Annotated in this window: 14 protein-coding genes and 7 pseudogenes; all 21 read right to left on the minus strand. The window is 62.3% G+C overall.

What is annotated here, in order from left to right; all coding sequences use genetic code 11:
• Nucleotide 1 precedes the first annotated feature (1 nt).
• Nucleotides 2-709, minus strand: coding sequence for a 2-C-methyl-D-erythritol 4-phosphate cytidylyltransferase (ispD, locus tag AK81_RS01435; protein WP_043196232.1), 708 nt, complete (start codon nucleotides 707-709; stop codon nucleotides 2-4).
• The gene (ftsB, locus tag AK81_RS01440) at nucleotides 706-987 is read right to left on the minus strand and encodes a cell division protein FtsB (protein ID WP_004375443.1); all 282 of its coding nucleotides are present in this window, start codon (nucleotides 985-987) and stop codon (nucleotides 706-708) included. The genes ispD and ftsB overlap by 4 nt, the downstream gene beginning before the upstream one ends.
• A 168-nt stretch (nucleotides 988-1,155) precedes the next feature.
• The gene (eno, locus tag AK81_RS01445) at nucleotides 1,156-2,445 is read right to left on the minus strand and encodes a phosphopyruvate hydratase (protein WP_043196235.1); all 1,290 of its coding nucleotides are present in this window, start codon (nucleotides 2,443-2,445) and stop codon (nucleotides 1,156-1,158) included.
• Nucleotides 2,446-2,599: 154 nt separating this feature from the next.
• Nucleotides 2,600-3,445 carry a 3-deoxy-8-phosphooctulonate synthase gene (gene kdsA, locus AK81_RS01450; protein ID WP_043196237.1) on the minus strand — a complete coding sequence of 282 codons (846 nt, stop codon included), beginning with the start codon at nucleotides 3,443-3,445 and terminating at the stop codon, nucleotides 2,600-2,602.
• Between the two features lie 3 nt (nucleotides 3,446-3,448).
• Nucleotides 3,449-5,077: a CTP synthase gene (locus AK81_RS01455; RefSeq protein WP_043196239.1), complete on the minus strand. Its 1,629-nt coding sequence runs from the start codon at nucleotides 5,075-5,077 to the stop codon at nucleotides 3,449-3,451.
• A 269-nt stretch (nucleotides 5,078-5,346) separates the two neighbouring features.
• Nucleotides 5,347-6,630, minus strand: coding sequence for a tRNA lysidine(34) synthetase TilS (gene tilS / locus AK81_RS01460; protein WP_043196240.1), 1,284 nt, complete (start codon nucleotides 6,628-6,630; stop codon nucleotides 5,347-5,349).
• A gap of 141 nt (nucleotides 6,631-6,771) precedes the next feature.
• Nucleotides 6,772-7,717 (minus strand): annotated as a pseudogene (locus AK81_RS01465) (acetyl-CoA carboxylase carboxyltransferase subunit alpha).
• A 107-nt stretch (nucleotides 7,718-7,824) separates the two neighbouring features.
• Entirely contained in the window at nucleotides 7,825-11,349 is a 3,525-nt protein-coding gene (gene dnaE / locus AK81_RS01470) for a DNA polymerase III subunit alpha (RefSeq protein ID WP_043196241.1), read from the minus strand.
• Between the two features lie 177 nt (nucleotides 11,350-11,526).
• Complete coding sequence (gene rnhB, locus AK81_RS01475) at nucleotides 11,527-12,150, minus strand: ribonuclease HII (protein WP_043196242.1); 624 nt, start codon at nucleotides 12,148-12,150, stop codon at nucleotides 11,527-11,529.
• A 1-nt stretch (nucleotide 12,151) separates the two neighbouring features.
• On the minus strand, nucleotides 12,152-13,279 hold the full coding sequence (gene lpxB, locus AK81_RS01480; protein ID WP_043196243.1) for a lipid-A-disaccharide synthase: 1,128 nt from the start codon (nucleotides 13,277-13,279) through the stop codon (nucleotides 12,152-12,154).
• Between the two features lies 1 nt (nucleotide 13,280).
• A complete protein-coding gene (lpxA, locus tag AK81_RS01485; protein ID WP_016501159.1) occupies nucleotides 13,281-14,057 on the minus strand; it encodes an acyl-ACP--UDP-N-acetylglucosamine O-acyltransferase in 777 nt (258 codons plus the stop codon).
• Nucleotides 14,054-14,494: a 3-hydroxyacyl-ACP dehydratase FabZ gene (fabZ, locus tag AK81_RS01490; RefSeq protein WP_008094893.1), complete on the minus strand. Its 441-nt coding sequence runs from the start codon at nucleotides 14,492-14,494 to the stop codon at nucleotides 14,054-14,056. The genes lpxA and fabZ overlap by 4 nt, the downstream gene beginning before the upstream one ends.
• A 113-nt stretch (nucleotides 14,495-14,607) precedes the next feature.
• A complete protein-coding gene (gene lpxD / locus AK81_RS01495) occupies nucleotides 14,608-15,663 on the minus strand; it encodes a UDP-3-O-(3-hydroxymyristoyl)glucosamine N-acyltransferase (RefSeq protein WP_043196244.1) in 1,056 nt (351 codons plus the stop codon).
• A gap of 1 nt (nucleotide 15,664) precedes the next feature.
• Nucleotides 15,665-16,168, minus strand: a complete 504-nt coding sequence (locus AK81_RS01500; RefSeq protein ID WP_012270843.1) for an OmpH family outer membrane protein — start codon at nucleotides 16,166-16,168, stop codon at nucleotides 15,665-15,667.
• A 44-nt stretch (nucleotides 16,169-16,212) separates the two neighbouring features.
• A pseudogene (bamA, locus tag AK81_RS01505) lies at nucleotides 16,213-17,463 on the minus strand (outer membrane protein assembly factor BamA); the annotation flags it as partial.
• A pseudogene (locus tag AK81_RS27775) lies at nucleotides 17,411-17,836 on the minus strand (toxin VasX); the annotation flags it as partial. The pseudogenes AK81_RS27775 and bamA (AK81_RS01505), both read right to left, overlap by 53 nt.
• Nucleotides 17,763-18,026: pseudogene (locus AK81_RS30700) on the minus strand (hypothetical protein); the annotation flags it as partial. The pseudogenes AK81_RS30700 and AK81_RS27775, both read right to left, overlap by 74 nt.
• Before the next feature lie 414 nt (nucleotides 18,027-18,440).
• A pseudogene (gene bamA / locus AK81_RS01510) lies at nucleotides 18,441-19,415 on the minus strand (outer membrane protein assembly factor BamA); the annotation flags it as partial.
• Between the two features lie 73 nt (nucleotides 19,416-19,488).
• Complete coding sequence (gene rseP, locus AK81_RS01515) at nucleotides 19,489-20,841, minus strand: RIP metalloprotease RseP (RefSeq protein WP_043196538.1); 1,353 nt, start codon at nucleotides 20,839-20,841, stop codon at nucleotides 19,489-19,491.
• Between the two features lie 70 nt (nucleotides 20,842-20,911).
• Nucleotides 20,912-21,118: pseudogene (locus AK81_RS27785) on the minus strand (1-deoxy-D-xylulose-5-phosphate reductoisomerase); the annotation flags it as partial.
• 1 nt (nucleotide 21,119) lies between these two features.
• Nucleotides 21,120-21,308: pseudogene (locus AK81_RS01520) on the minus strand (hypothetical protein); the annotation flags it as partial.
• Nucleotides 21,309-21,396 lie beyond the last annotated feature (88 nt).

A 21,396-nucleotide genomic window follows, 5' to 3' on the forward strand; every position in this document is an offset into this window, starting at 1 on the left:
TTCAACGGCGCCCTGCCCAGCGCTGGCGCAACCATTCCAGGTCTTCGGGGCGGGTGACCTTGATGTTGTCACTGCGCCCTTCAACCAGCCGCGGCGCCTGGCCGGACCATTCGATGGCAGAGGCCTCATCGGTCACCACCACATCCGACACCAGGCACTCGGCCAGCGCCCGGTGCAACGCCCCAAGGCGGAACATCTGCGGCGTGTACGCCTGCCAGATAGTGCTGCGGTCCACGGTAGCGCTCACCCGGCCATCGCTGTTGGCACGCTTGAGGGTGTCGCGCGCCGGCACGGCGAGCAGACCACCCACCGGGTCGTTTGCCAGCTCCGACAACAACTTGTCCAGGTCGCTGCGTGCGAGGTTCGGCCGCGCAGCATCGTGCACCAGCACCCAGTCGCTGTCCGAGGCGCCCTGGGCATGCAGCAACAGCAACGCATTAAGCACCGAGTCGGCGCGTTCACGCCCGCCCGCTGCGCGCTGGATGCGCGAGTCGCTGGCGCAACGCAGGGCCGGCCAGTACGGGTCATCTTCAGCAATGCTGACCACCACGCCGTTAAGCGCCGGATGGCCAAGAAAACAGTCGAGGCTGTGCTCGAGAAGGGTCTGCCCGGCCAGCTCCAGGTATTGCTTGGGGCGGTCGGCAGCCATGCGGGCACCAACGCCCGCAGCAGGAATCACGGCCCAGAAGGCCGGCAAGGTATCGATCATTTCTGTGGCAACTGGAAGAGGGTTTCGCCCTCTTTGACCATTCCCAATTCGTGGCGAGCCCGTTCTTCAACGGTCTCCATGCCTTTTTTCAGCTCCAGCACCTCGGCATCGAGCACACGGTTACGCTCGAGCAGGCGCTCGTTCTCCGCATGCTGCTCGGCAATCTGCTGCTTCAGCTCGGTCACTTGCGCCAGGCTGCCATTACCCACCCACAGGCGGTACTGCAGGCCACCCAGCAGCAGGAGCAGGACGAGGAACAACCAATAAGGACTGCGCATCTAGGTATCCAGGTTAAAAAGACCGCCGCACACTATGCATTTCGGGGTCTCAAATAGCACGAAGCCTGGCCGAGGCCAGGCTTCGTAGACAGAAACCCGTTGGAACGCAGTAAAGTTCAGTACGAACGTTCCTACAGCTCCGGCTGCTGTCTTTTTACCATCTCTTGCTTAGCCGCGAAACTCGGTACGACCACGGTAAACCGCTTTGGCACCCAGTTGCTCTTCGATGCGCAGCAGTTGGTTGTACTTGGAAACGCGGTCGGAACGGCACAGCGAACCGGTCTTGATCTGGCCGGCAGCGGTACCCACGGCCAGGTCGGCAATGGTCGAGTCCTCGGTTTCACCGGAACGGTGCGAGATCACCGCGGTGTAGCCGGCAGCCTTGGCCATCTGGATGGCTTCCAGGGTTTCGGTCAGCGAACCGATCTGGTTGAACTTGATCAGGATCGAGTTACCGATGCCTTTCTCGATGCCTTCCTTGAGAATCTTGGTGTTGGTCACGAACAGGTCGTCGCCAACCAGCTGTACCTTCTCGCCGATCTTGTCGGTGAGGATCTTCCAGCCAGCCCAGTCGGACTCGTCCAGGCCGTCTTCGATCGAGATGATCGGGAAGCGCTCGGTCAGGCCTTTCAGGTACTCGGCGAAGCCTTCGGCGTCGAACGACTTGCCTTCGCCGGACAGGTTGTACTTGCCGTCTTCGTAGAATTCGGAAGCCGCGCAGTCCAGTGCCAGGGTCACGTCGGTGCCCAGCTTGTAGCCGGCTTTTTCGACCGCTTCGGCGATGGCAGCCAGGGCGTCTTCGTTGGAAGCCAGGTTAGGCGCGAAGCCACCTTCGTCACCCACGGCGGTGTTCAGGCCACGGGCCTTCAGCACGGCTTTGAGGTGGTGGAAGATTTCTGTACCCATGCGCAGGCCGTCGGAGAAGGTCTTGGCGCCAACCGGCTGAACCATGAACTCCTGGATGTCGACGTTGTTATCGGCGTGCTCGCCACCGTTGATGATGTTCATCATCGGAACCGGCATCGAGTATTGACCCGGGGTGCCGTTCAGGTTGGCGATGTGCGCGTACAGCGGCAGGTCCTGGTCCTGGGCAGCGGCCTTGGCGGCAGCCAGGGAAACAGCCAGGATGGCGTTGGCGCCCAGCTTGGCCTTGTTCTCGGTACCGTCCAGTTCGATCATGGCGCGGTCCAGGGCCTTCTGGTCGGAAGGGTCCTTGCCCAGCAGCAGCTCACGGATCGGGCCGTTGATGTTGCCGACGGCTTTCAGCACGCCCTTGCCCAGGTAACGGCTCTTGTCGCCATCACGCAGCTCCAGCGCTTCGCGCGAGCCGGTGGAAGCACCGGACGGCGCGCAAGCGCTGCCGATGATGCCGTTGTCGAGCAGTACATCGGCTTCCACGGTGGGGTTGCCACGCGAATCGAGAACTTCACGACCTTTGATGTCGACGATTTTTGCCATTGTTGTAAGCACTCCAGAATTGACGAAAACAACCTAGCTTAAGAAATTCTTGCCGTTCACCTGGCGGACTTTGCAGTGGGCAGGCCGGGTGAAGGGAGCCCCTGACCGATTGGTCAGGGGTGGATCGGGCGGTACTTTACCCGAGAAATGAGCTTTACGCGGTTTCTACCGTCGGAAAACTTTTCACCAGGTCGTCCAGTTGCTTGAGCTGGGCCAGGAATGGCTCCAGTTTGTCCAGGCGCAAGGCGCATGGGCCATCGCACTTGGCGTTGTCCGGGTCGGGGTGGGCTTCGAGGAACAGGCCGGCCAGGCCCTGGCTCATGCCGGCCTTGGCCAGGTCGGTGACCTGGGCGCGGCGGCCTCCGGCGGAATCGCTGCGACCACCCGGCATCTGCAGGGCGTGGGTCACGTCGAAGAACACCGGGTACTCGAACTGCTTCATGATGCCGAAGCCGAGCATGTCCACAACAAGGTTGTTGTAGCCGAAGCTCGAACCACGCTCGCAGAGGATCAACTGGTCGTTACCGGCCTCTGCGCACTTGGCCAGGATGTGTTTCATTTCCTGGGGTGCGAGGAACTGGGCCTTCTTGATGTTGATCACCGCGCCGGTCTTGGCCATGGCCACCACCAGGTCGGTCTGGCGCGACAGGAAGGCCGGCAGCTGGATGATGTCGCACACCTTGGCGACGGGCTCGGCCTGGTGAGGCTCGTGCACGTCGGTGATCACCGGCACGTTGAAGGTGCGTTTGATCTCTTCGAAGATCTTCAGCCCTTCTTCCATGCCCGGGCCACGGTAGGACGTCACCGACGAACGGTTGGCCTTGTCGAAGCTGGCCTTGAACACGTACGGGATACCGAGCTTCTCGGTCACCCGCACGTACTCTTCGCAGACCTTCATTGCCAGGTCACGGGACTCCAGGACGTTCATGCCGCCGAATAGGACGAACGGCTTGTCGTTGGCGATCTCGATGTTACCGACGCGAATGATCTTCTGGGTCATTGATCAGGCCTTGTTCTTCTGAGCCAGGGCTGCCTTGACGAAACCACTGAACAGCGGGTGGCCGTCACGCGGGGTGGAGGTGAATTCCGGGTGGAACTGGCAGGCGACGAACCATGGGTGGTCCTTGGACTCGACCACTTCCACCAGCGCGCCGTCTTCGGAACGACCGGAAACCACCAGGCCAGCATCGACCAGTTGCGGCAGCAGGTTGTTGTTCACTTCGTAGCGGTGACGGTGACGCTCGGTGATCACGTCCTTGTTGTAGCAGTCGTGCACCTTGGAGCCGGTGGCCAACTGGCAGTCCTGTGCGCCCAGGCGCATGGTGCCGCCCAGGTCGGAAGCCTCGGTACGGGTCTCGACGGCACCGGTGGCATCAGCCCACTCGGTGATCAGGCCGACTACCGGGTGGCCGCTGTTGCGGTCGAACTCGGTGGAGTTGGCGTCTTTCCAGCCCACTACGTTACGGGCGAACTCGATCACGGCCACCTGCATGCCCAGGCAGATGCCCAGGTACGGTACCTTGTTCTCGCGGGCGTATTGCACCGCGGTGATCTTGCCTTCCACGCCACGCAGGCCGAAACCGCCCGGCACCAGAATGGCGTCGGCGCCTTCGAGCAGGCTGGTGCCCTGGTTCTCGATGTCTTCCGAGTCGATGTAGCGCAGGTTGACCTTGGTGCGGTTGGTGATGCCGGCGTGGCTCATCGCTTCGATCAGCGACTTGTACGCATCCAGCAGCTCCATGTACTTGCCGACCATGGCGATGGTCACTTCGTGCTCAGGGTTGAGCTTGGCATCGACCACTTTGTCCCACTCGGACAGGTCGGCGCCATTGCACTGCAGGCCGAAACGCTCGACGACGAAGTCGTCCAGGCCCTGTGCGTGCAGCACGCCCGGGATCTTGTAGATGGTGTCGACGTCTTCCAGCGAAATCACCGCACGCTCTTCAACGTTGGTGAACAGCGCGATCTTGCGACGCGACGAGGCATCGACCGGATGGTCGGAGCGGCAGATCAACACGTCAGGCTGCAGGCCGATGGAGCGCAGTTCCTTGACCGAGTGCTGGGTCGGCTTGGTCTTGGTTTCGCCAGCGGTGGCGATGTACGGGACCAGGGTCAGGTGCATCAGCATGGCGCGCTTGGAGCCCACTTCGACGCGCAGCTGGCGAATGGCCTCGAGGAACGGCTGCGACTCGATGTCACCCACGGTACCACCGATTTCCACCAGGGCCACGTCGGCATCGCCGGCGCCCTTGATGATGCGACGCTTGATCTCGTCGGTGATGTGCGGGATGACCTGGATGGTCGCGCCCAGGTAGTCACCACGACGCTCTTTACGCAGCACGTGCTCGTAAATGCGACCGGTGGTGAAGTTGTTGTTCTGGGTCATGGTCGTGCGGATGAACCGCTCGTAGTGGCCCAGGTCGAGGTCAGTCTCGGCGCCATCGTGGGTGACGAACACTTCACCGTGCTGGAACGGGCTCATGGTGCCCGGATCGACGTTGATGTACGGATCCAGCTTGAGCATGGTGACCTTCAGGCCCCGCGCTTCCAGGATGGCCGCCAGGGAAGCCGAGGCAATGCCTTTCCCCAATGAAGAAACAACACCGCCCGTGACGAATATGTAGCGCGTCATGAAAAACCCTAGAAGTCTGCGTTAAGGCGGCCAGCGCCGCCGGAGAAAGCGAAGGAAGGCCGAAGCCCCCGATCACCTGCGTCAGTCACAGTGCATCTCGAAAAACTGTCGCGTCTGTACAGACCAGGGGTATCCCCGGCATGGAGCTCGCTCGTCATTTTCAGAATCAGCCCAGCAAAAAACTGCTTGGTAACCGGCAACCCCTGTGTTTTCGCGGAAGCCACAGAAGTTGTATCAAGAAGGGAGGGTAGTCTACCGGAATGTACCCTTCATCTCAAACCTTGCGCGCTCGTCGGTAACTGCCAATGCAGCTGGCAATCCGCCCGCACCAGCCCAGACAGGTTGGCCACCGCCACCAACTGTTCGCCCTGATACAGCAACGGAAGGCGCGGACGCAGGAAATACGGCACCCGCTGCTCATTGAGCAAGCGTTTGAGGTCGCGACGGCCGCGGCCGGGGACCTCCAGCATTTCGCCGCCCTGGCGGTAGGCAATGCGCAGGCCAGCCATTGGCACGGCGACATCAAGACGCACCCTGCCATTACCTGGCAGAACCAGAGGCAACGCTGAATTCGGCCAAGCCAGTTCTCCGACAGGCTGCTGCAGCCAGTCGCCGCTCAGCCACCAGATGCGGCCATCGCTGCGCAGCAGCTGCCCATCGGCAAGCTGCCAGACCGGCTGGGCATCGGCGGCAGCATCGCGCAGGTCTGCCCAGCCCGCCCAATGCCGCGTGTCGGGCAAACGGGTGCGCCGGCTCAGCCAATATTGCAAGGCATTGCGCTGACGGGCCGGCGACAGCGCCATGAGCGTGGCCAGGTCAAGGGAGTCCAGGCCCGACCAGGCGACGGGTGCCCCCTCCTGCGCAAGCGCCAGGTCGCCCTGGGCCAGTTCATCCAGCAGCCCCAGGGCTTCACCCAGGTGCTCTGCAGCGCGTGCGAGGTTCTGGCTGGCCTGTGGCCAACGTTGCTGCAAGTGCGGGAACACTTCGCCGCGCAGGTAGTTGCGGGCAAATTGTGTGTCGGCGTTCGACGGGTCCTCAATCCAGGCAAGCCCATTCGCCCGGGCATAGTCCTGCAGTTGCTGGCGCGAACAAGCCAGCAACGGCCTGACCAGCCTGCCCTGCCCTAGCGCCCGCTGCCCCGGCATACCCGCCAGGCCACGCAGGCCGGCGCCGCGCAACAGGCGAAAGAGCAGGGTTTCGGCCTGGTCGTCGCGGTGCTGCCCGGTGAACAGGATGTCGCCTGGGCCCAGGGTTTTCTTGAAAGCAGCATAGCGGGCGTCGCGGGCGGCCTGTTCGAGGCTGGCGCCGGGAGTAACCTGGACGTGGATGACCTGAAGTTCGATGCCAAGGTTGTCGCAGATGGCTTGGCAATGGGCAGGCCAGGCGTCGGCGGCGGCTTGCAGGCCGTGGTGGATATGGATGGCGCGCAGCGGGGGGGAAGCGTGGTTGCGGGCGTGGTCGGCCAGCAGGTGCAGCAGGACGGTGGAGTCGAGGCCGCCGGAGAAGGCGATGTACCAGGTAGGGGCGTTGAGCCAAGGTGTGAGGTTGATCATCGAACCAGCACTCAATTCAAGAATGCATTCGCGGGCATGCCCGCTCCCACATGCACAGCGCAAGCCTCGAGGACAGCGCAGTGCCTGTGGGAGCGGGCATGCCCGCGAACACCGGCGAAGCCGGTGCCATTCACTGCACGATCAGAGGCCGTAGCTCATCAGGCGCTCGTAACGGCGGGCCAGCAGCGCGTCGCTGTCGAACTTGCCGAGCATGTCCAGCTGCTGGATCAGGTCCACGGATGCTTTCCGACACTTTCGCCGGGTCGCGATGGGCGCCGCCCAACGGCTCCTGAATGACCTTGTCGACGATGTTCAGGCTCTTCAGGCGCTCGGCAGTGATGCCCATGGCCTCGGCAGCGTCAGCCGCCTTGTCGGCAGTCTTCCACAGAATCGAGGCGCAGCCTTCCGGCGAGATCACCGAGTAGGTGGAGTACTGCAGCATGTTCAGCTGGTCGCACACGCCGATGGCCAGTGCACCGCCAGAACCACCCTCACCGATAACGGTAGCGATGATCGGGGTTTTCAGGCGCGCCATCACGCGCAGGTTCCAGGCGATTGCCTCGCTCTGGTTGCGCTCTTCGGCGTCGATGCCCGGGTAGGCACCCGGTGTATCGATGAAGGTCAGGATCGGCATCTTGAAGCGTTCGGCCATTTCCATCAGGCGGCAAGCCTTGCGGTAGCCTTCCGGGCGCGGCATGCCGAAGTTGCGGCGTACCTTTTCGCGCACTTCACGGCCCTTCTGGTGGCCGATGACCATGACCGGCTTGCCATCCAGGCGCGCGGTACCGCCCACGATGGCGGCGTCGTCGGAGAAGTGGCGGTCACCGTGCAGCTCTTCGAACTCGGTGAAGATGTGCTCCAGGTAGTCCAGGGTGTAAGGACGACGCGGGTGACGGGCCAGGCGGGCGATCTGCCAGCTGGTCAGGTTGCCGAAGATGCTTTCGGTCAGTGTGTTGCTCTTGTCTTGCAGACGGGCAATTTCATCGCTGATGTTCAGCGAGTTGTCGTTGCCTACCAGGCGCAGGCCTTCGATCTTGGCTTGCAGGTCGGCAATCGGCTGTTCGAAATCGAGAAAATTCGGGTTCATAGTCATCCGTCTTGGGTCTACGGCCAGGCGGCCGGCCGGTTGATCCGTTTGGCGCCCTACCTTAAGGGATCAGGCGCATTCAGGTCGAGATTAAATTTTTTGTCGATTCAACGATATTGCAGGAAGACGTTCTCACGCCCGAACTGGTCACGCAGCGCCTGAATCAGCCCATCGGCCGGGTCGATCGACCACTGCTCACCGAACTGCAGCATCGCCTTGGCGTCGCTGCCGGTGTACTCCAGAGTGATCGGGCAAGCACCACGATGGCGGGTGATCAGTTCGCCCAGCCACTTCAGCCGGTCGCCCTTGAGCGCCTCATGTGCCACCTTCAGGCGCAGGCTCTCGGCCAGCTTGGTGCGCGCGTCTTCCATGGTCATCACCTGCTTCACCCGCAGGCGCAGGCCACCGGAGAAGTCGTCGTTGCTGACCTCGCCTTCGACCACCACCATGGCATCGGCCTGCAGCAAAGACTGTGCCGCCATGAATGAGTCAGCGAACAGCGAAGCTTCGATGCGCCCGGAGCGGTCATCCAGGGTGACGAAGCCCATCTTGTCGCCCTTCTTGTTCTTCATTACCCGCAGGGCAATGATCATGCCGGCGATAGTCTGGGTTTCGCGCGACGGCTTGAGGTCGATGATGCGTTGGCGAGCGAAACGGCGGATCTCGCTCTCGTACTCATCGATCGGGTGGCCAGTGAGGTACAAGCCAAGGGTGTCCTTCTCGCCCTTCAGGCGCTCCTTGAGGGTCAGCTCGCGCGCCTTGCGGTGGTTGGCATAGACGTCGACTTCCACCTCGTCGAACATGCTGCCGAACAGATCGACATGACCACTGTCGGCGGTGTGGGCCGCCTGCTCGGCAGCCTTGATGGCCTCACCCAGCGCCGAGAGCAAGGTTGCACGGTTGATGTCGATGTTGGCCTGATAGGCCTTGATTTCGTCATGGAAGTGCGGGCCCAGGCGGTCCAGTGCGCCACTGCGCACCAGCGCATCCAGGGTGCGCTTGTTGACCCGCTTGAGATCGATACGGTCGCAGAAGTCGAACAGGTCCTTGAACGGGCCACCTTGGGCTCGCGCCTCGACGATCGCTTCCACCGGGCCTTCACCGACACCCTTGATGGCGCCCAGGCCATAGACGATACGGCCATCGTTGTTGACGGTGAACTTGAAGTCGGAGAAGTTCACATCCGGCGCGTCGAGGCGCAGCTTCATGCTGCGCACCTCCTCGACCAGCACCACCACCTTGTCGGTGTTGTGCATGTCCGCCGACAACACCGCGGCCATGAATGGCGCCGGGAAGTGGGTTTTCAGCCAGGCCGTCTGGTAGGACACCAGGCCATAGGCGGCCGAGTGGGATTTGTTGAAGCCGTAGCCGGCAAACTTCTCTACCAGGTCGAAGATGTTACCCGCCAGATCGGCTTCGATATTGTTGGCCACGCAGCCTTCGATGAAACCACCGCGCTGCTTGGCCATTTCCTCGGGCTTTTTCTTACCCATCGCACGGCGCAGCATGTCTGCGCCGCCGAGGGTATAGCCTGCCATGACCTGGGCAATCTGCATCACCTGTTCCTGGTACAGGATAATGCCGTAGGTCGGTGCCAGTACCGGCTTGAGGCCTTCGTACTGGTAGTCCGCGTGCGGGTAAGCCAGCTCGGCGCGGCCGTGTTTGCGGTTGATGAAGTCGTCCACCATGCCCGATTGCAGCGGGCCCGGGCGGAACAGTGCCACCAGTGCGATGAGGTCTTCCAGGCAGTCGGGCTTGAGCTTCTTGATCAGCTCCTTCATGCCACGCGATTCAAGCTGGAATACCGCGGTGGTTTCGGCCTTCTGCAACAGCTCGAAAGTCTTGCGGTCATCCAGCGGGATGAAGTCGATATTGAGATCGGGCAGGTTCTTCTTGGCCTGCTCGCGGTTGATGATCTCCATCGCCCACTTGATGATGGTCAGGGTTCGCAGGCCGAGGAAGTCGAACTTGACCAGGCCGGCGGCCTCGACGTCGTCCTTGTCGAACTGGGTTACCAGGCCGCCACCCTCTTCGTCACAGGCGATCGGCGAAAAGTCGGTCAGTTTGGTCGGCGCGATAACCACACCACCGGCGTGCTTGCCGGTACCCCGGGTGACGCCTTCCAGCTTCAGCGCCATGTCCCAGATTTCGCGGGCGTCTTCGTCGCCCTTGAGGAAGTCGCGCAGGATTTCTTCCTGCTCGTACGCTTTCTCCAGGGTCATGCCCACTTCGAACGGGATCATCTTCGACAGGCGGTCGGCCAGGCCGTAGGACTTGCCCTGCACCCGCGCCACGTCACGCACCACCGCCTTGGCGGCCATGGTGCCGAAGGTGATGATCTGGCTCACCGCGTTGCGGCCATAGGCCTCAGCCACGTAGTCGATCACCCGGTCCCGGCCGTCCATGCAGAAGTCGACGTCGAAGTCGGGCATGGAAACACGTTCAGGGTTGAGGAAGCGCTCGAACAGCAGGTCGTAGGCCAGCGGGTCGAGGTCGGTGATCTTCAGCACGTAGGCCACCAGCGAGCCGGCACCCGAACCCCGGCCCGGGCCAACCGGCACGTCGTTGTTCTTGGCCCACTTGATGAAGTCCATAACGATCAGGAAGTAACCGGGGAAGCCCATCTGGATGATGATATCCAGCTCGAACTTCAGGCGGTCCAGGTAAACCTGGCGCTTCTCTTCGTAATTGGGCGTGGTCTCTTTGGGCCACAGTACCGCCAGGCGCTCTTCCAGGCCTTCGTGGGAAACGTGACGCAGGTAATCGTCGATACCCATGCCGTTGGGCGTGGGGAAGTCGGGCAGGAAGTACTTGCCCAGCTGCACCTGAATGTTGCAGCGCTTGGCAATCTCGACGGTGTTGGCGATGGCGTCGGGCAGGTCGCTGAACAGCTCGGCCATTTCCTCGGACGACTTCAGGTACTGCTGGTCACTGTAGCCACGCGGGCGGCGCGGGTCGTCAAGGGTCCAGCCCTCGCCAATACAAACGCGGGTTTCGTGGGCGTCGAAGTCGGACTGCTTGACGAAACGCACGTCGTTGGTGGCCACCAATGGGGCGCCAAGTTTGTCGGCCAGCGCTACTGCGGCATGCACGTACTCTTCGTCACGGGGGCGATTGGTGCGCTGCACTTCAACGTAGAAGCGCTCGGGGAACATGCCCATCCAGTCTTGCAGCAGGGCCTGGGCTTCTTCGTCCCGGCCGGACAACAAGGCCATACCGATATCGCCCTCCTTGCCGGCTGACAGGGCAATCAGGCCCTCGCTGGCGGGGGCGATCCATTCGCGCTGGAGGATAACCAGGCCGTTGCGCTGGCCATCGGTCCAGCCGCGCGAGATCAGCTCGGTGAGGTTGCGGTAACCCTGGGGGTCAGTCGCCAGGAAGCAGATGCGCGAAAGCGGGGCTTCCGGGTCTGCCCCGGCCAGCCACAGGTCGGCACCACAGATCGGCTTGATGCCCGCGCCCATGGCAGACTTGTAGAACTTCACCAGCGAGCACATGTTGCTCTGGTCGGTGATCGCCACCGCCGGCATGTTCATCCCGGCCAGCGCCTTGGCCAGCGGCTTGATCCGCACCAGGCCGTCGACCAGCGAGAATTCGGAGTGGACGCGCAGGTGAACGAAGGGAACCGACATGGAAGATCCTGTAGCAGTGCTTAACGACAAGGGCGGGATTGTAGCTTAAATGGGGATGGGATTTGGGGCTGCTTCGCAGCCCTTCGCGGGCACGCCCGCTCCCACAGAGACATCATCATCCTCGGGAACGGCGCTGCACCTGTGGGAGCGGGCGTGCCCGCGAAGGGGCCTGGCAGGTCAGATGAGGGAATCGGTGACGCCTTCGCGTGCTTCCCAGGCCGCCCGCACCGGGGCAAAGGAACGCCGATGAATGGGCGTAGGGCCCAGGCGCGCGAGCGCCTCAAGGTGCACCGGGGTCGGGTAACCTTTGTGCCCACCCATGCCATACCCCGGGTAGATCAGCTCGAACGCGCTCATCTCACGGTCACGGGTTACCTTGGCCAAGATCGAGGCAGCCGCAATAGCTGGCACCTGGCTATCGCCTTTGATCACCGGCGACGCCGGCACGGCCAGCTTCGGGCAGCGGTTGCCATCGATCAGGGCCAGCTTCGGCGTAATGTGCAGGCCTTCCACCGCACGCTGCATGGCCAGCATCGTGGCTTGCAGGATGTTCAGGCGGTCGATTTCCTCGACCTCGGCGCGGGCGATGCAGAAGCTCAGGGCCTTTTCACAGATCTCGTCGAACAGCGCCTCGCGCTTGGCTTCGGTGAGTTTCTTCGAATCGTTCAGGCCCAGGATCGGGCGCGCCGGATCAAGGATCACCGCCGCCGTCACCACCGCGCCGCACAGCGGGCCACGGCCCACTTCGTCGACGCCGGCGACCAGGTCTTCGACCAGGTTGAAGTCCAGTCCAAATTGCATGTCAGCGGTCCTTGAGCAAGGCCAGTACCGCCTCGGCCGCCTGATTGGAGGCGTCACGGCGCAGGGTGCGGTGAATTTCGTCGAAACGTTCGGTCTGCTGGCTGCCATCGCGCACCAGCGGCGCAAGGGTGTTGGCCAAGGCTTCGCTGGTGGCGGCGTCCTGCAACAGTTCGGGCACCAGTTCACGCTGGGCGAGCAGGTTTGGCAGGGACACGTAAGGGCTCTTCACCAGGCGCTTGAGAATCCAGTAGGTCAAGGGTGCAAGGCGGTAGGCCACCACCATTGGCCGCTTGTACAGCAGCGCTTCGAGGGTGGCTGTGCCCGAGGCGATCAGTACCGCATCACAGGCCGCCAGGGCCTGGTGCGACTGGCCATCGAGCAGGGTCAGTGGCAGCTGGCGCCCTTCGAGCATCTGCTCGACCTGGGCCCGCCGCGCGGCGTTGGCGCAGGGCAGCACGAAGTGCACGCCCGGCACCTGCTGCTGCAGGCGCTCGGCGGCCTCCAGGAACAAAGCCCCCAGGCGCCCTACTTCGCCGCCCCGGCTGCCCGGCATCAGTGCTACCACCGGCCCCTCGCCCAGGCCCAGCGCAGCACGTGCTGCCGGGCGGTCGGCCTCAAGGGGTATGGTGTCGGCCAGCGGGTGACCGACAAAGCGCACCGGCACGCCCTGCTCTTCATAGAACCGCGCCTCGAATGGCAGCAGGGTCAGCATCAGGTCGCAGCCTTCGCGAATCTTCAGCACGCGCTTCTGCCGCCAGGCCCAGACCGACGGGCTGACGTAGTGCACGGTCTTGATCCCGACCTGACGCAGTTTAAGTTCGATGTTGAGGGTGAAGTCTGGGGCGTCGATGCCAATGAAGACATCCGGCTTTTCGTCGATCAGTGTCTGGATCAGCAGCTTGCGGCGTTTGAGCAGCTCACGCAGGCGACCCAGCACTTCGACCAGGCCCATGACCGCCAGGCGTTCCATGGGGAAGTACGATTGCAGGCCTTCGGCTTCCATCAAAGGGCCGCCAACGCCAATGAAACGTACGTCAGGGTGGCGTGCCCTGAGGGCACGCATCAAGCCTGAACCAAGAATATCGCCGCTGGCCTCACCTGCGACCAAGGCTACGCAAAGCGGGGCCATGTCAGCGGGTGATGCCGCGGGCGGAATTCACGATCGACTGACGGAACAGTTCGACTTCAGGGTGCTTCGCGGCCATTTCGGCCAGTTCCTTGAGCGCGTCTTCGACGGTCAGGCCCTGACGATAGACAATCTTGTAGCAACGGCGCAGGACGTGGATCACCTCGTCGCTGAAACCGCGGCGGCGCATGCCCTCGAAGTTCATGCTGCGGGCTTCGGCCGGGCTGCCGAACACGGTGACGAAGGCCGGGACGTCCTTGCCGATCGCCGTGCCCATGCCGGAAAACGCGTGGGCACCGATATGGCAGTACTGATGCACCAGGGTGTAGCCGGACAGGATTGCCCAGTCGCCCACGTGCACATGGCCGGCCAGGGCCGTGTTGTTGACCAGGATGCAGTGGTTGCCGATGACGCTGTCGTGGCCGATGTGGGCATAGGCCATGATCAGGTTGTGGTCGCCCACGGTGGTTTCCGCACGGTCCTGAACGGTGCCGCGGTGAATGGTCACCCCTTCGCGGAACACGTTGTGATCGCCGATCACCAGGCGCGTCGGCTCACCCTTGTACTTGAGGTCCGGGGTATCTTCGCCAATGGAGGAGAACTGAAAGATACGGTTGTGCTTGCCGATGCGGGTCGGCCCTTTGAGCACAACATGCGGGCCGATAACGGTACCCTCCCCGATTTCCACATCGGGGCCAACGATCGACCAAGGGCCGACCTCGACACCATCGGCCAGCTTGGCCGACGGGTCGATAATGGCCCGAGGATCAATCGAATTCATAGGGAGCGTTCCGCGCATGTGATCTGTGCCGAGCAAACCGGTTTGCCGTCGACCAGGGCGCGGCATTCAAACTTCCAGATCATGCTCTTGCGGCTGAGGAACTTGGCTTCCAGCACCAACTGGTCACCCGGCAGTACCGGCTGGCGGAAACGCAACTTGTCGGAACCGACGAAGTAGTACAGGGTGCCATCAGCGGGCTTGGCATCGAGCATCTTGAAACCGAGGATGCCGGCCGCCTGGGCCATGGCTTCAATGATCAAAACGCCCGGCATGATCGGGTGCGCCGGGAAATGGCCGTTGAAGAACGGCTCGTTGATGCTGACATTCTTGTAGGCACGAATGCTCTGGGCCTCGAAGTCCAGATCCGTCACCCGGTCCACCAGCAGGAACGGGTAACGGTGAGGCAGGTATTCGCGAATCTCGTTGATGTCCATCATTTCGGGGGGAAGCCTGTAATAAGAATAGGGAGCGCAGGTGCTGACCACACGCTCCTTTAGCAATCCAAAGAGGAGCCAGCTAGCGACTGTTCACTCTTGCTCAGGGAATGGTATCAGCCTTCTGATGTCGGCAGGCCACCTGAGGTCACGGTATCGACGCGTTTTTCCAGCTGCTGAAGGCGCTTGGCCATGTCATCCAGCTGGCGGATACGCGCAGCGCTCTTGCGCCAGTCAGCCAAAGGCTGCATGGCTGTGCCGGATGAATAGGAACCAGGTTCAGTGATCGAACGGGTTACCATTGTCATCCCGGAAACAAATACGTTATCGCAAATATCAATGTGCCCTACCAGGCCCACGCCGCCGGCCAGCATGCAATGCTTGCCGATGCGCGTACTGCCGGAAATGCCCACGCAAGCGGCCATCGCCGTGTGGTCACCGATCTGCACGTTGTGGGCGATCTGGATCTGGTTGTCGAGCTTTACCCCGTCGCCGATCCGCGTGTCGGACAGCGCACCACGGTCGACGGCAGTATTGACGCCGATTTCCACGTCATCACCAATGGTGACGCCGCCGATCTGGGCGATCTTGCGCCAGATACCCTTCTCATTGGCAAAGCCGAAGCCTTCGCCGCCGATCACAGCACCCGACTGAATGACCACGCGCTTGCCGATGCTGACGTCGTGATACAACGTTACCCGCGGCGCCAGCCAGCCGCCTTCACCTACAACGCAACGCGCACCGATGAAGCAATGCGCGCCGATGCTGACATCAGCCTCGATACGCGCACCGCTTTCGATCACCGCGAACGGCCCGATGCTGGCGCTGGCGTCCACCTGCGCGTCCCCAGCCACCACGGCGCTGGGATGGATTCCCGCCACAGCCTTGGGTTTGGGGTCGAACAGGTGGGAAATACGCGCATACGCCTGGTACGGGTCGGCCACGATCAGGGCATTGCCAGCGAAACTTTCGGCATCCGCAGCCTTGAGCAATACCGCACCCGCCTGGCAGTTATCCAGGTACTTGCGGTACTGCGGGTTGGCGAGGAAGCTCAATTGACCGGGGCCTGCCTCCTGCAAGGTGGCCAGCCCGGTAATCTGCAAAGCCTCGGGCCCCTTGAGGGTGGCACCGAGGGCCTCGGCCAGCTGGCCTAGCGTCATGGTCACACTCATATCAACGGGCTTGGTTCATGCGCTCGATGACCTGGCGGGTGATGTCGTACTGAGGTTTGACATCGATGACCGCACCACGCTCGAGGACCAGGTCGAAACCGCCCTTCTTGATCACTTCCTCGACAGCGCCATCCAGCTTCGGCTTCAGTTGCTTGAGCATGTCGCGGTCAGCAACGGCTTTGGCTTCGTTGAGTTCCTTGGACTGGAACTGGAAGTCACGAGCCTTTTGCTTGAACTCGAGCTCCAGGCGCTCACGCTCCTGCTGCTGCATCTTGTCGCCACCCTTGATCAGGCGGTCCTGGATGCCCTTGGCGCTGCTTTCCAGGCTTTTCAGCTTGGTCAGTTGCGGACCGAACTTCTTCTCGGCATCAACCGCGTATTTCTTGGCGGCATCCGATTCGAGCAGGGCCATCTGATAGTTCAGCACGGCAACCTTCATTTCGGCGAATGCCGGGGTGGCGACCAGCGCCGCGGCCACTACGGCCAGTTGAGCCAATTTACGCACGATGCACTCCTGGATAAACCGTTGTCGTTAAGCAGGGGCCGACCTTAGAAGGTCTGGCCCAGAGAGAATTGGAACACCTGGGTATCGGCGTCGTCCGGCTTCTTGATTGGCATCGCCAGGCTGAAGCTCAACGGGCCCAGCGCGGTGATCCAGGTTACGCCCAGGCCGACCGAACTGGCCATGTCCGAGAATCCGACCTTCGCGCAGTCAGGCTTGCTGCCGCAATTGGTATCGAACACGTTACCCACGTCCCAGAACACGGAGGTGCGCAGCGAACGCTGGTCTTTGACGAACGGCAGCGGGAACAGCAGCTCGACACCGCCCTGCACCAGCACGTTACCGCCGAACGGCAACGGATCCTGGTCCGGGTCGGCGATGGTGCCTGGCTTGCCACCAGCAGCCTCACCGCGGCTCGGGGTACTGCGTGGGCCCAGGCTGCTGTCCTTGAAGCCGCGGACGGAGTTGAAACCACCCGCGAAGTAGTTCTCGTAGAACGGCAGGCCAGAGGTGCTGCCGTAACCATCACCATAGCCCAGCTCGGTGTGCAGGCGCAGGGTGTAGTCGTTGTTGATCGGCTGGAACAGCTGGCCACGGTAGTCGAGCTTGAAGAACGACAGGTCGCTACCCGGAATGGTGGATTCCAGGGTCAGGCTTTGCGAGTGACCACGGGTGGCCAGTACGCCTTTGTTCAGGGTCGACTCGGACCAGCCGATCGAGGCCTTGAAGTTCAGGAAGTTGTCGCCTTCCTGTTCGAGGAAGTCGAAGATCTCGTCGACGGTGTATTTGCCGGTCTTGATCTTGTCCTGCTGCACGCTCAGGCCGTAGGTAAGGCGCGAGGTTTCGCTGATCGGGTAGCCCAGGCTCACGCCGGCACCGTAGCTGTCTACCGCATAGCTGGCCACGTCGACATCGAGGTCGTCGTAGTCGGTGCTACGGTAGAAGGCGTTGTAGCCCAGGCTGACGCCATCGGCAGTGAAGTAGGGGTCAACGAAACCGAAGTTGTAGCGGGTCTGGTATTCCGAACGGGTCAGGCCGATGGACACCTTGTTACCGGTACCGAGGAAGTTGCTCTGGCTGATCGAACCACCGAGGATCAGGCCGGCGCTCTGGGCGAAACCGACGCTGGCGGTGATCGAGCCGGAGGCTTGCTCTTCGACGCTGTAGTTGACGTCGACCTGGTCGTCAGTGCCGGCTACCTGCGGGGTCTCGACGTTGACTTCCTTGAAGAAGCCCAGGCGCTCCAGACGGGTCTTGGACTGGTCGATCAGGTAGGTCGAAGCCCAGCCACCTTCCATCGCTGCGGATGATCTCGTCCAGGTTGCCAGCGATGGGGGCGGGCTCCCAGGGGGCATCGGCGCTGATGTACAGCAGTGAGCCATTGGGGGCTACGCGGTACTGGCTGTGCCACTCGTAGGCCGGTGCGCTATGGCGCTTGATCAGCAGGTAGAGAAAGCCTTCGCGCAGGGGGCGGATGGCGTAGCTGGAATGCGTCATCTCGCCGACGTCCTGGAACGGGCTGAGATAGCTTGGCAGTTTGGGCAGACGGGCGCGTTGTGCCGGGTTGCCGCCGATGGCGGCGTAGCGCAGGGGCATGACGCATTTCGCGACGCAGCACTTCGTCTTCGGTCTTGGTGTTGCCGCGGTAGTTGATGCGGTTGACGTAGGCACGCTTGCCCGGGTCGACCACGAACATGATGTCGACCGTTGAGGGGGGCGGGCTCCCAGGGGGCATCGGCGCTGATGTACAGCAGTGAGCCGTTGGGTGCTACGCGGTACTGGCTGTGCCACTCGTAGGCCGGTGCGCTATGGCGCTTGATCAGCAGGTAGAGAAAGCCTTCGCGCAGGGGGCGGATGGCGTAGCTACAATTCGAAGCGGCGGGTGCAGTTGGCGACGGGGCTGTTGCGCAGGGCGGGGCGATAGCCGGTGGTGATGCGCCTGCACAGCTCGAGGGTTTCGCTCAAAGAATCCATGAGTACGTTCCATCTGTAAGGATGATGTATCGCATCAATCGATTTCCTTAGGTTTTTTGGGCGTCCGCGGTTTGCGCAGTTTTTTCTCAGGCCGCTTGCCGGGTTTGAGCTGCCAGCGATCGGCGTTGGCGAGCAGGCGCTCCTGGATTGCGGGTGGGTAGTCGCCGAGGGTGGTTACAGGCGGCACGGGTTTGCCCGGCATGCCGGCCTCGCGGATTACTTTCGGCCAGCGCGGTCGCCAGCACAGCAACAGGCTGAGCCAGTGCCCGGTGCCGACGATGACGAAGGCGGGCCAGACCATAGGCACGCCGTTGACGTTGGCGAAGGTGTAGCCTTCGTTGCCCAGCCGACGGGTGATCAGCTCGGAAGTAGTAGTCATCACCTTGCGCGAGAATACCTGGCCCGACTGCACCAGCAGCAGCGACTTGACCTGGTCTTCCGGCACTTTCAGGTCACCGGACAGCTTCACGTCGCGAACGGTGTACTTCTCGCCTTCGTTGATGTTGACGGTGATGTAGACGTGTTTCTTGTCTGGCGTGATGGACACCTGGGTGGAGGCGATGTCCATGTTGATGTAGCCGCGGTCCAGGTAGTAGGAACGCAGGCGCTCCAGGTCACCGGACAGTTTTTCGCGGGCGTACTTGTCGTCGTTCTTGAAGAACGACAGCCAGTTGGTGGTCTTCAGCTCGAACAGCTGGCCCAGGGTGTCATCATCGAACACGTTGTTGCCAACGATGTTGATGTGCTGGATGGCAGCGACGGTGCCTTCGTTGATCTTGATCTTCAGCGCCACGCGGTTGCGCGGCTGCGGCACCACTTCGGCGTCGACCTCGGCCGAATAGCGGCCCTGGGCCACGTACTGGCGCTGCAGCTCGTTACGCACACCTTCGAGGGTGGCACGCTGGAAGATCTCGCCTTCGGCCAGGCCCGATTGCTTCAGGCCCTTCATCAGGTCTTCGGTGCTGATCGCCTTGTTGCCTTCGATCTCGATGCTCGACACCGACGGGCGCTCGACCACGTTGATGATCAGCACATTGCCATCGCGGTTCAGCTGGATGTCCTGGAAGAACCCGGTCTTGAACAGGGAGCGGGTCGAATCCACCAGGCGGCGGTCATCGGCCTGATCGCCGACGTTCAGCGGCAAGGCACCGAAGACACTGCCAGCGGAAACCCGCTGCAGGCCGTTGACGCGGATATCGGAGATGGTGAAGGACTCGGCGTGAACTTCAGCGATCATCAGTGCGGACATGACCGCAGTTAGCAGCAGACGTTTCATGAAGTCCTTTTATTCCAACTGGCAATAAACAACCTGCCGCGACAACGCGGCAGGTTCGCAATTGAGCGAAGCTTTATAGTCGACCCAGATCGTTGATCAGGGCGAGCAACATCACCCCTATGACCAAACTGATACCGATCTGGACCCCCCAACCTTGCACCCGATCTGACAGCGGACGACCGCGCGCCAACTCGACCAGGTAAAACAGCAAATGCCCCCCATCCAGTACCGGGATGGGCAGCAAGTTAAGAACCCCCAGGCTTATGCTCAGGTAGGCCAGGAAATTCAGGAAATCCCCCACGCCGGACTGGGCTGAAGCGCCCGCCACTTTAGCAATGGTTATCGGTCCACTCAAGTTTTTTACCGAGAGCTCCCCGAACAGCATTTTCTTCAGCGATTCAAGGGTCAGCACGCTCATGTTCCAGGTGCGGGACAAGCCCTCACCCACCGCCTCGAGTGGGCCGTAGCTGATTTCGCGGAGCATGCTGGCAGGCCATTCGCCACCTTTTACCCCGGCGCCAAGATAGCCACCGGCAGCCTTGCCCTCACCCTTGCGTGCCAGGGTCACCGGCACATCCAGGGCAGCGCCGTCGCGCTCCACACGCACGACCACATTGGCATCCGGGCGGGCACGCACGCTGTCGACGACCTGCTGCCATTCCGTCACCGGCACGCCATCGACGCTCAGCAGCTTGTCGCCTGTCTTGAGGCCCGCTGCGGCAGCCGGCCCCTTCGGATCAATCTCGGCGAGCACCGGCACCATCGCCGGGCGCCAAGGGTGCAGCCCCAAGGACTGGATAGGGTCCGGCTCGTCAGCGCCCTTGAGCCAGCTGTCCAGCTTGACCTGCAGCTGGCGCTCGGCCGTGGCGCCTTCGTCGCGCACGCCAACCTGCAACGTGCCGCTCTCGCCCAGGCGACGAACCAGCTGCAGATTGACCGCCGACCAACCGTTGGTCGACTTACCGTCGATAGAAACGATTTCCTGACCTGCGGTCAGCCCGGCCGATGCTGCCAGGCTGCCAGCATCGACCGTACCGATCACGGGACGGACCTGCTGGGTACCCAGCATCGCCAGCACCCAGAAGAACAGGATGGCCAGCAGGAAGTTGGCAATCGGGCCCGCCGCGACAATCGCGATACGCTGGCCCACGGACTTGCGGTTGAACGACTGATCAGCCAGCGCAGGCGGTACATCGCCCTCGCGCTCGTCGAGCATCTTCACGTAGCCGCCCAGCGGAATTGCTGCGACCACAAATTCGGTGCCATGGCGGTCATGCCAACGCAGCAGCGGCGTGCCGAAGCCCACCGAGAAGCGCAGCACCTTGACGCCGCAGCGGCGTGCCACCCAGAAGTGGCCGAATTCATGGAAAGTGACCAGCACACCCAAAGCGACGAGGGTGCCGATAATCATGTAGAGCGCTGTCATGTCCATCTCCGAATGATGTTCAGCGGGCCGGCATCATGCCAACCCCCTCACGAACCTGGGCGGGCTTGCATCAGCGACCGTGACGCCTCAGCCACTCACGGGAAAGCTCCCGGGCACGCTGGTCGGCGGCGAACACCGCGTCCAGCGACGGCAGCGGCACGACGGGCTCCTGATCGAGCACCTGTTCGATCATACCCGCGATCTCCGGGAAGCGGATACGCCGCTCAAGAAATGCCTCGACCGCCACTTCGTTGGCCGCATTGAGTACGGCGGGGGCGACGGGTCGAGTCCACCAGGCGGCGGTCATCGGCCTGATCGCCGACGTTCAGCGGCAAGGCACCGAAGACACTGCCAGCGGAAACCCGCTGCAGGCCGTTGACGCGGATGTCGGCGATCCTGAAGGGGGAGGCCTGAACCAGCGAGGCTTTAAGCAACAGGATGGAGAGCAACAGGCGCGGGTAGTTCATCGGGGGTTCCAGACAAGCGGATTCGGAGGGGAGCAAGCGCGGGCAACCCGCTAGCAGCGGGCGATGAGGATACGGGCGGGCTGTGTAC

This window comes from Pseudomonas putida W15Oct28, assembly GCF_000708715.2.
GTDB lineage: Bacteria > Pseudomonadota > Gammaproteobacteria > Pseudomonadales > Pseudomonadaceae > Aquipseudomonas > Aquipseudomonas putida_R.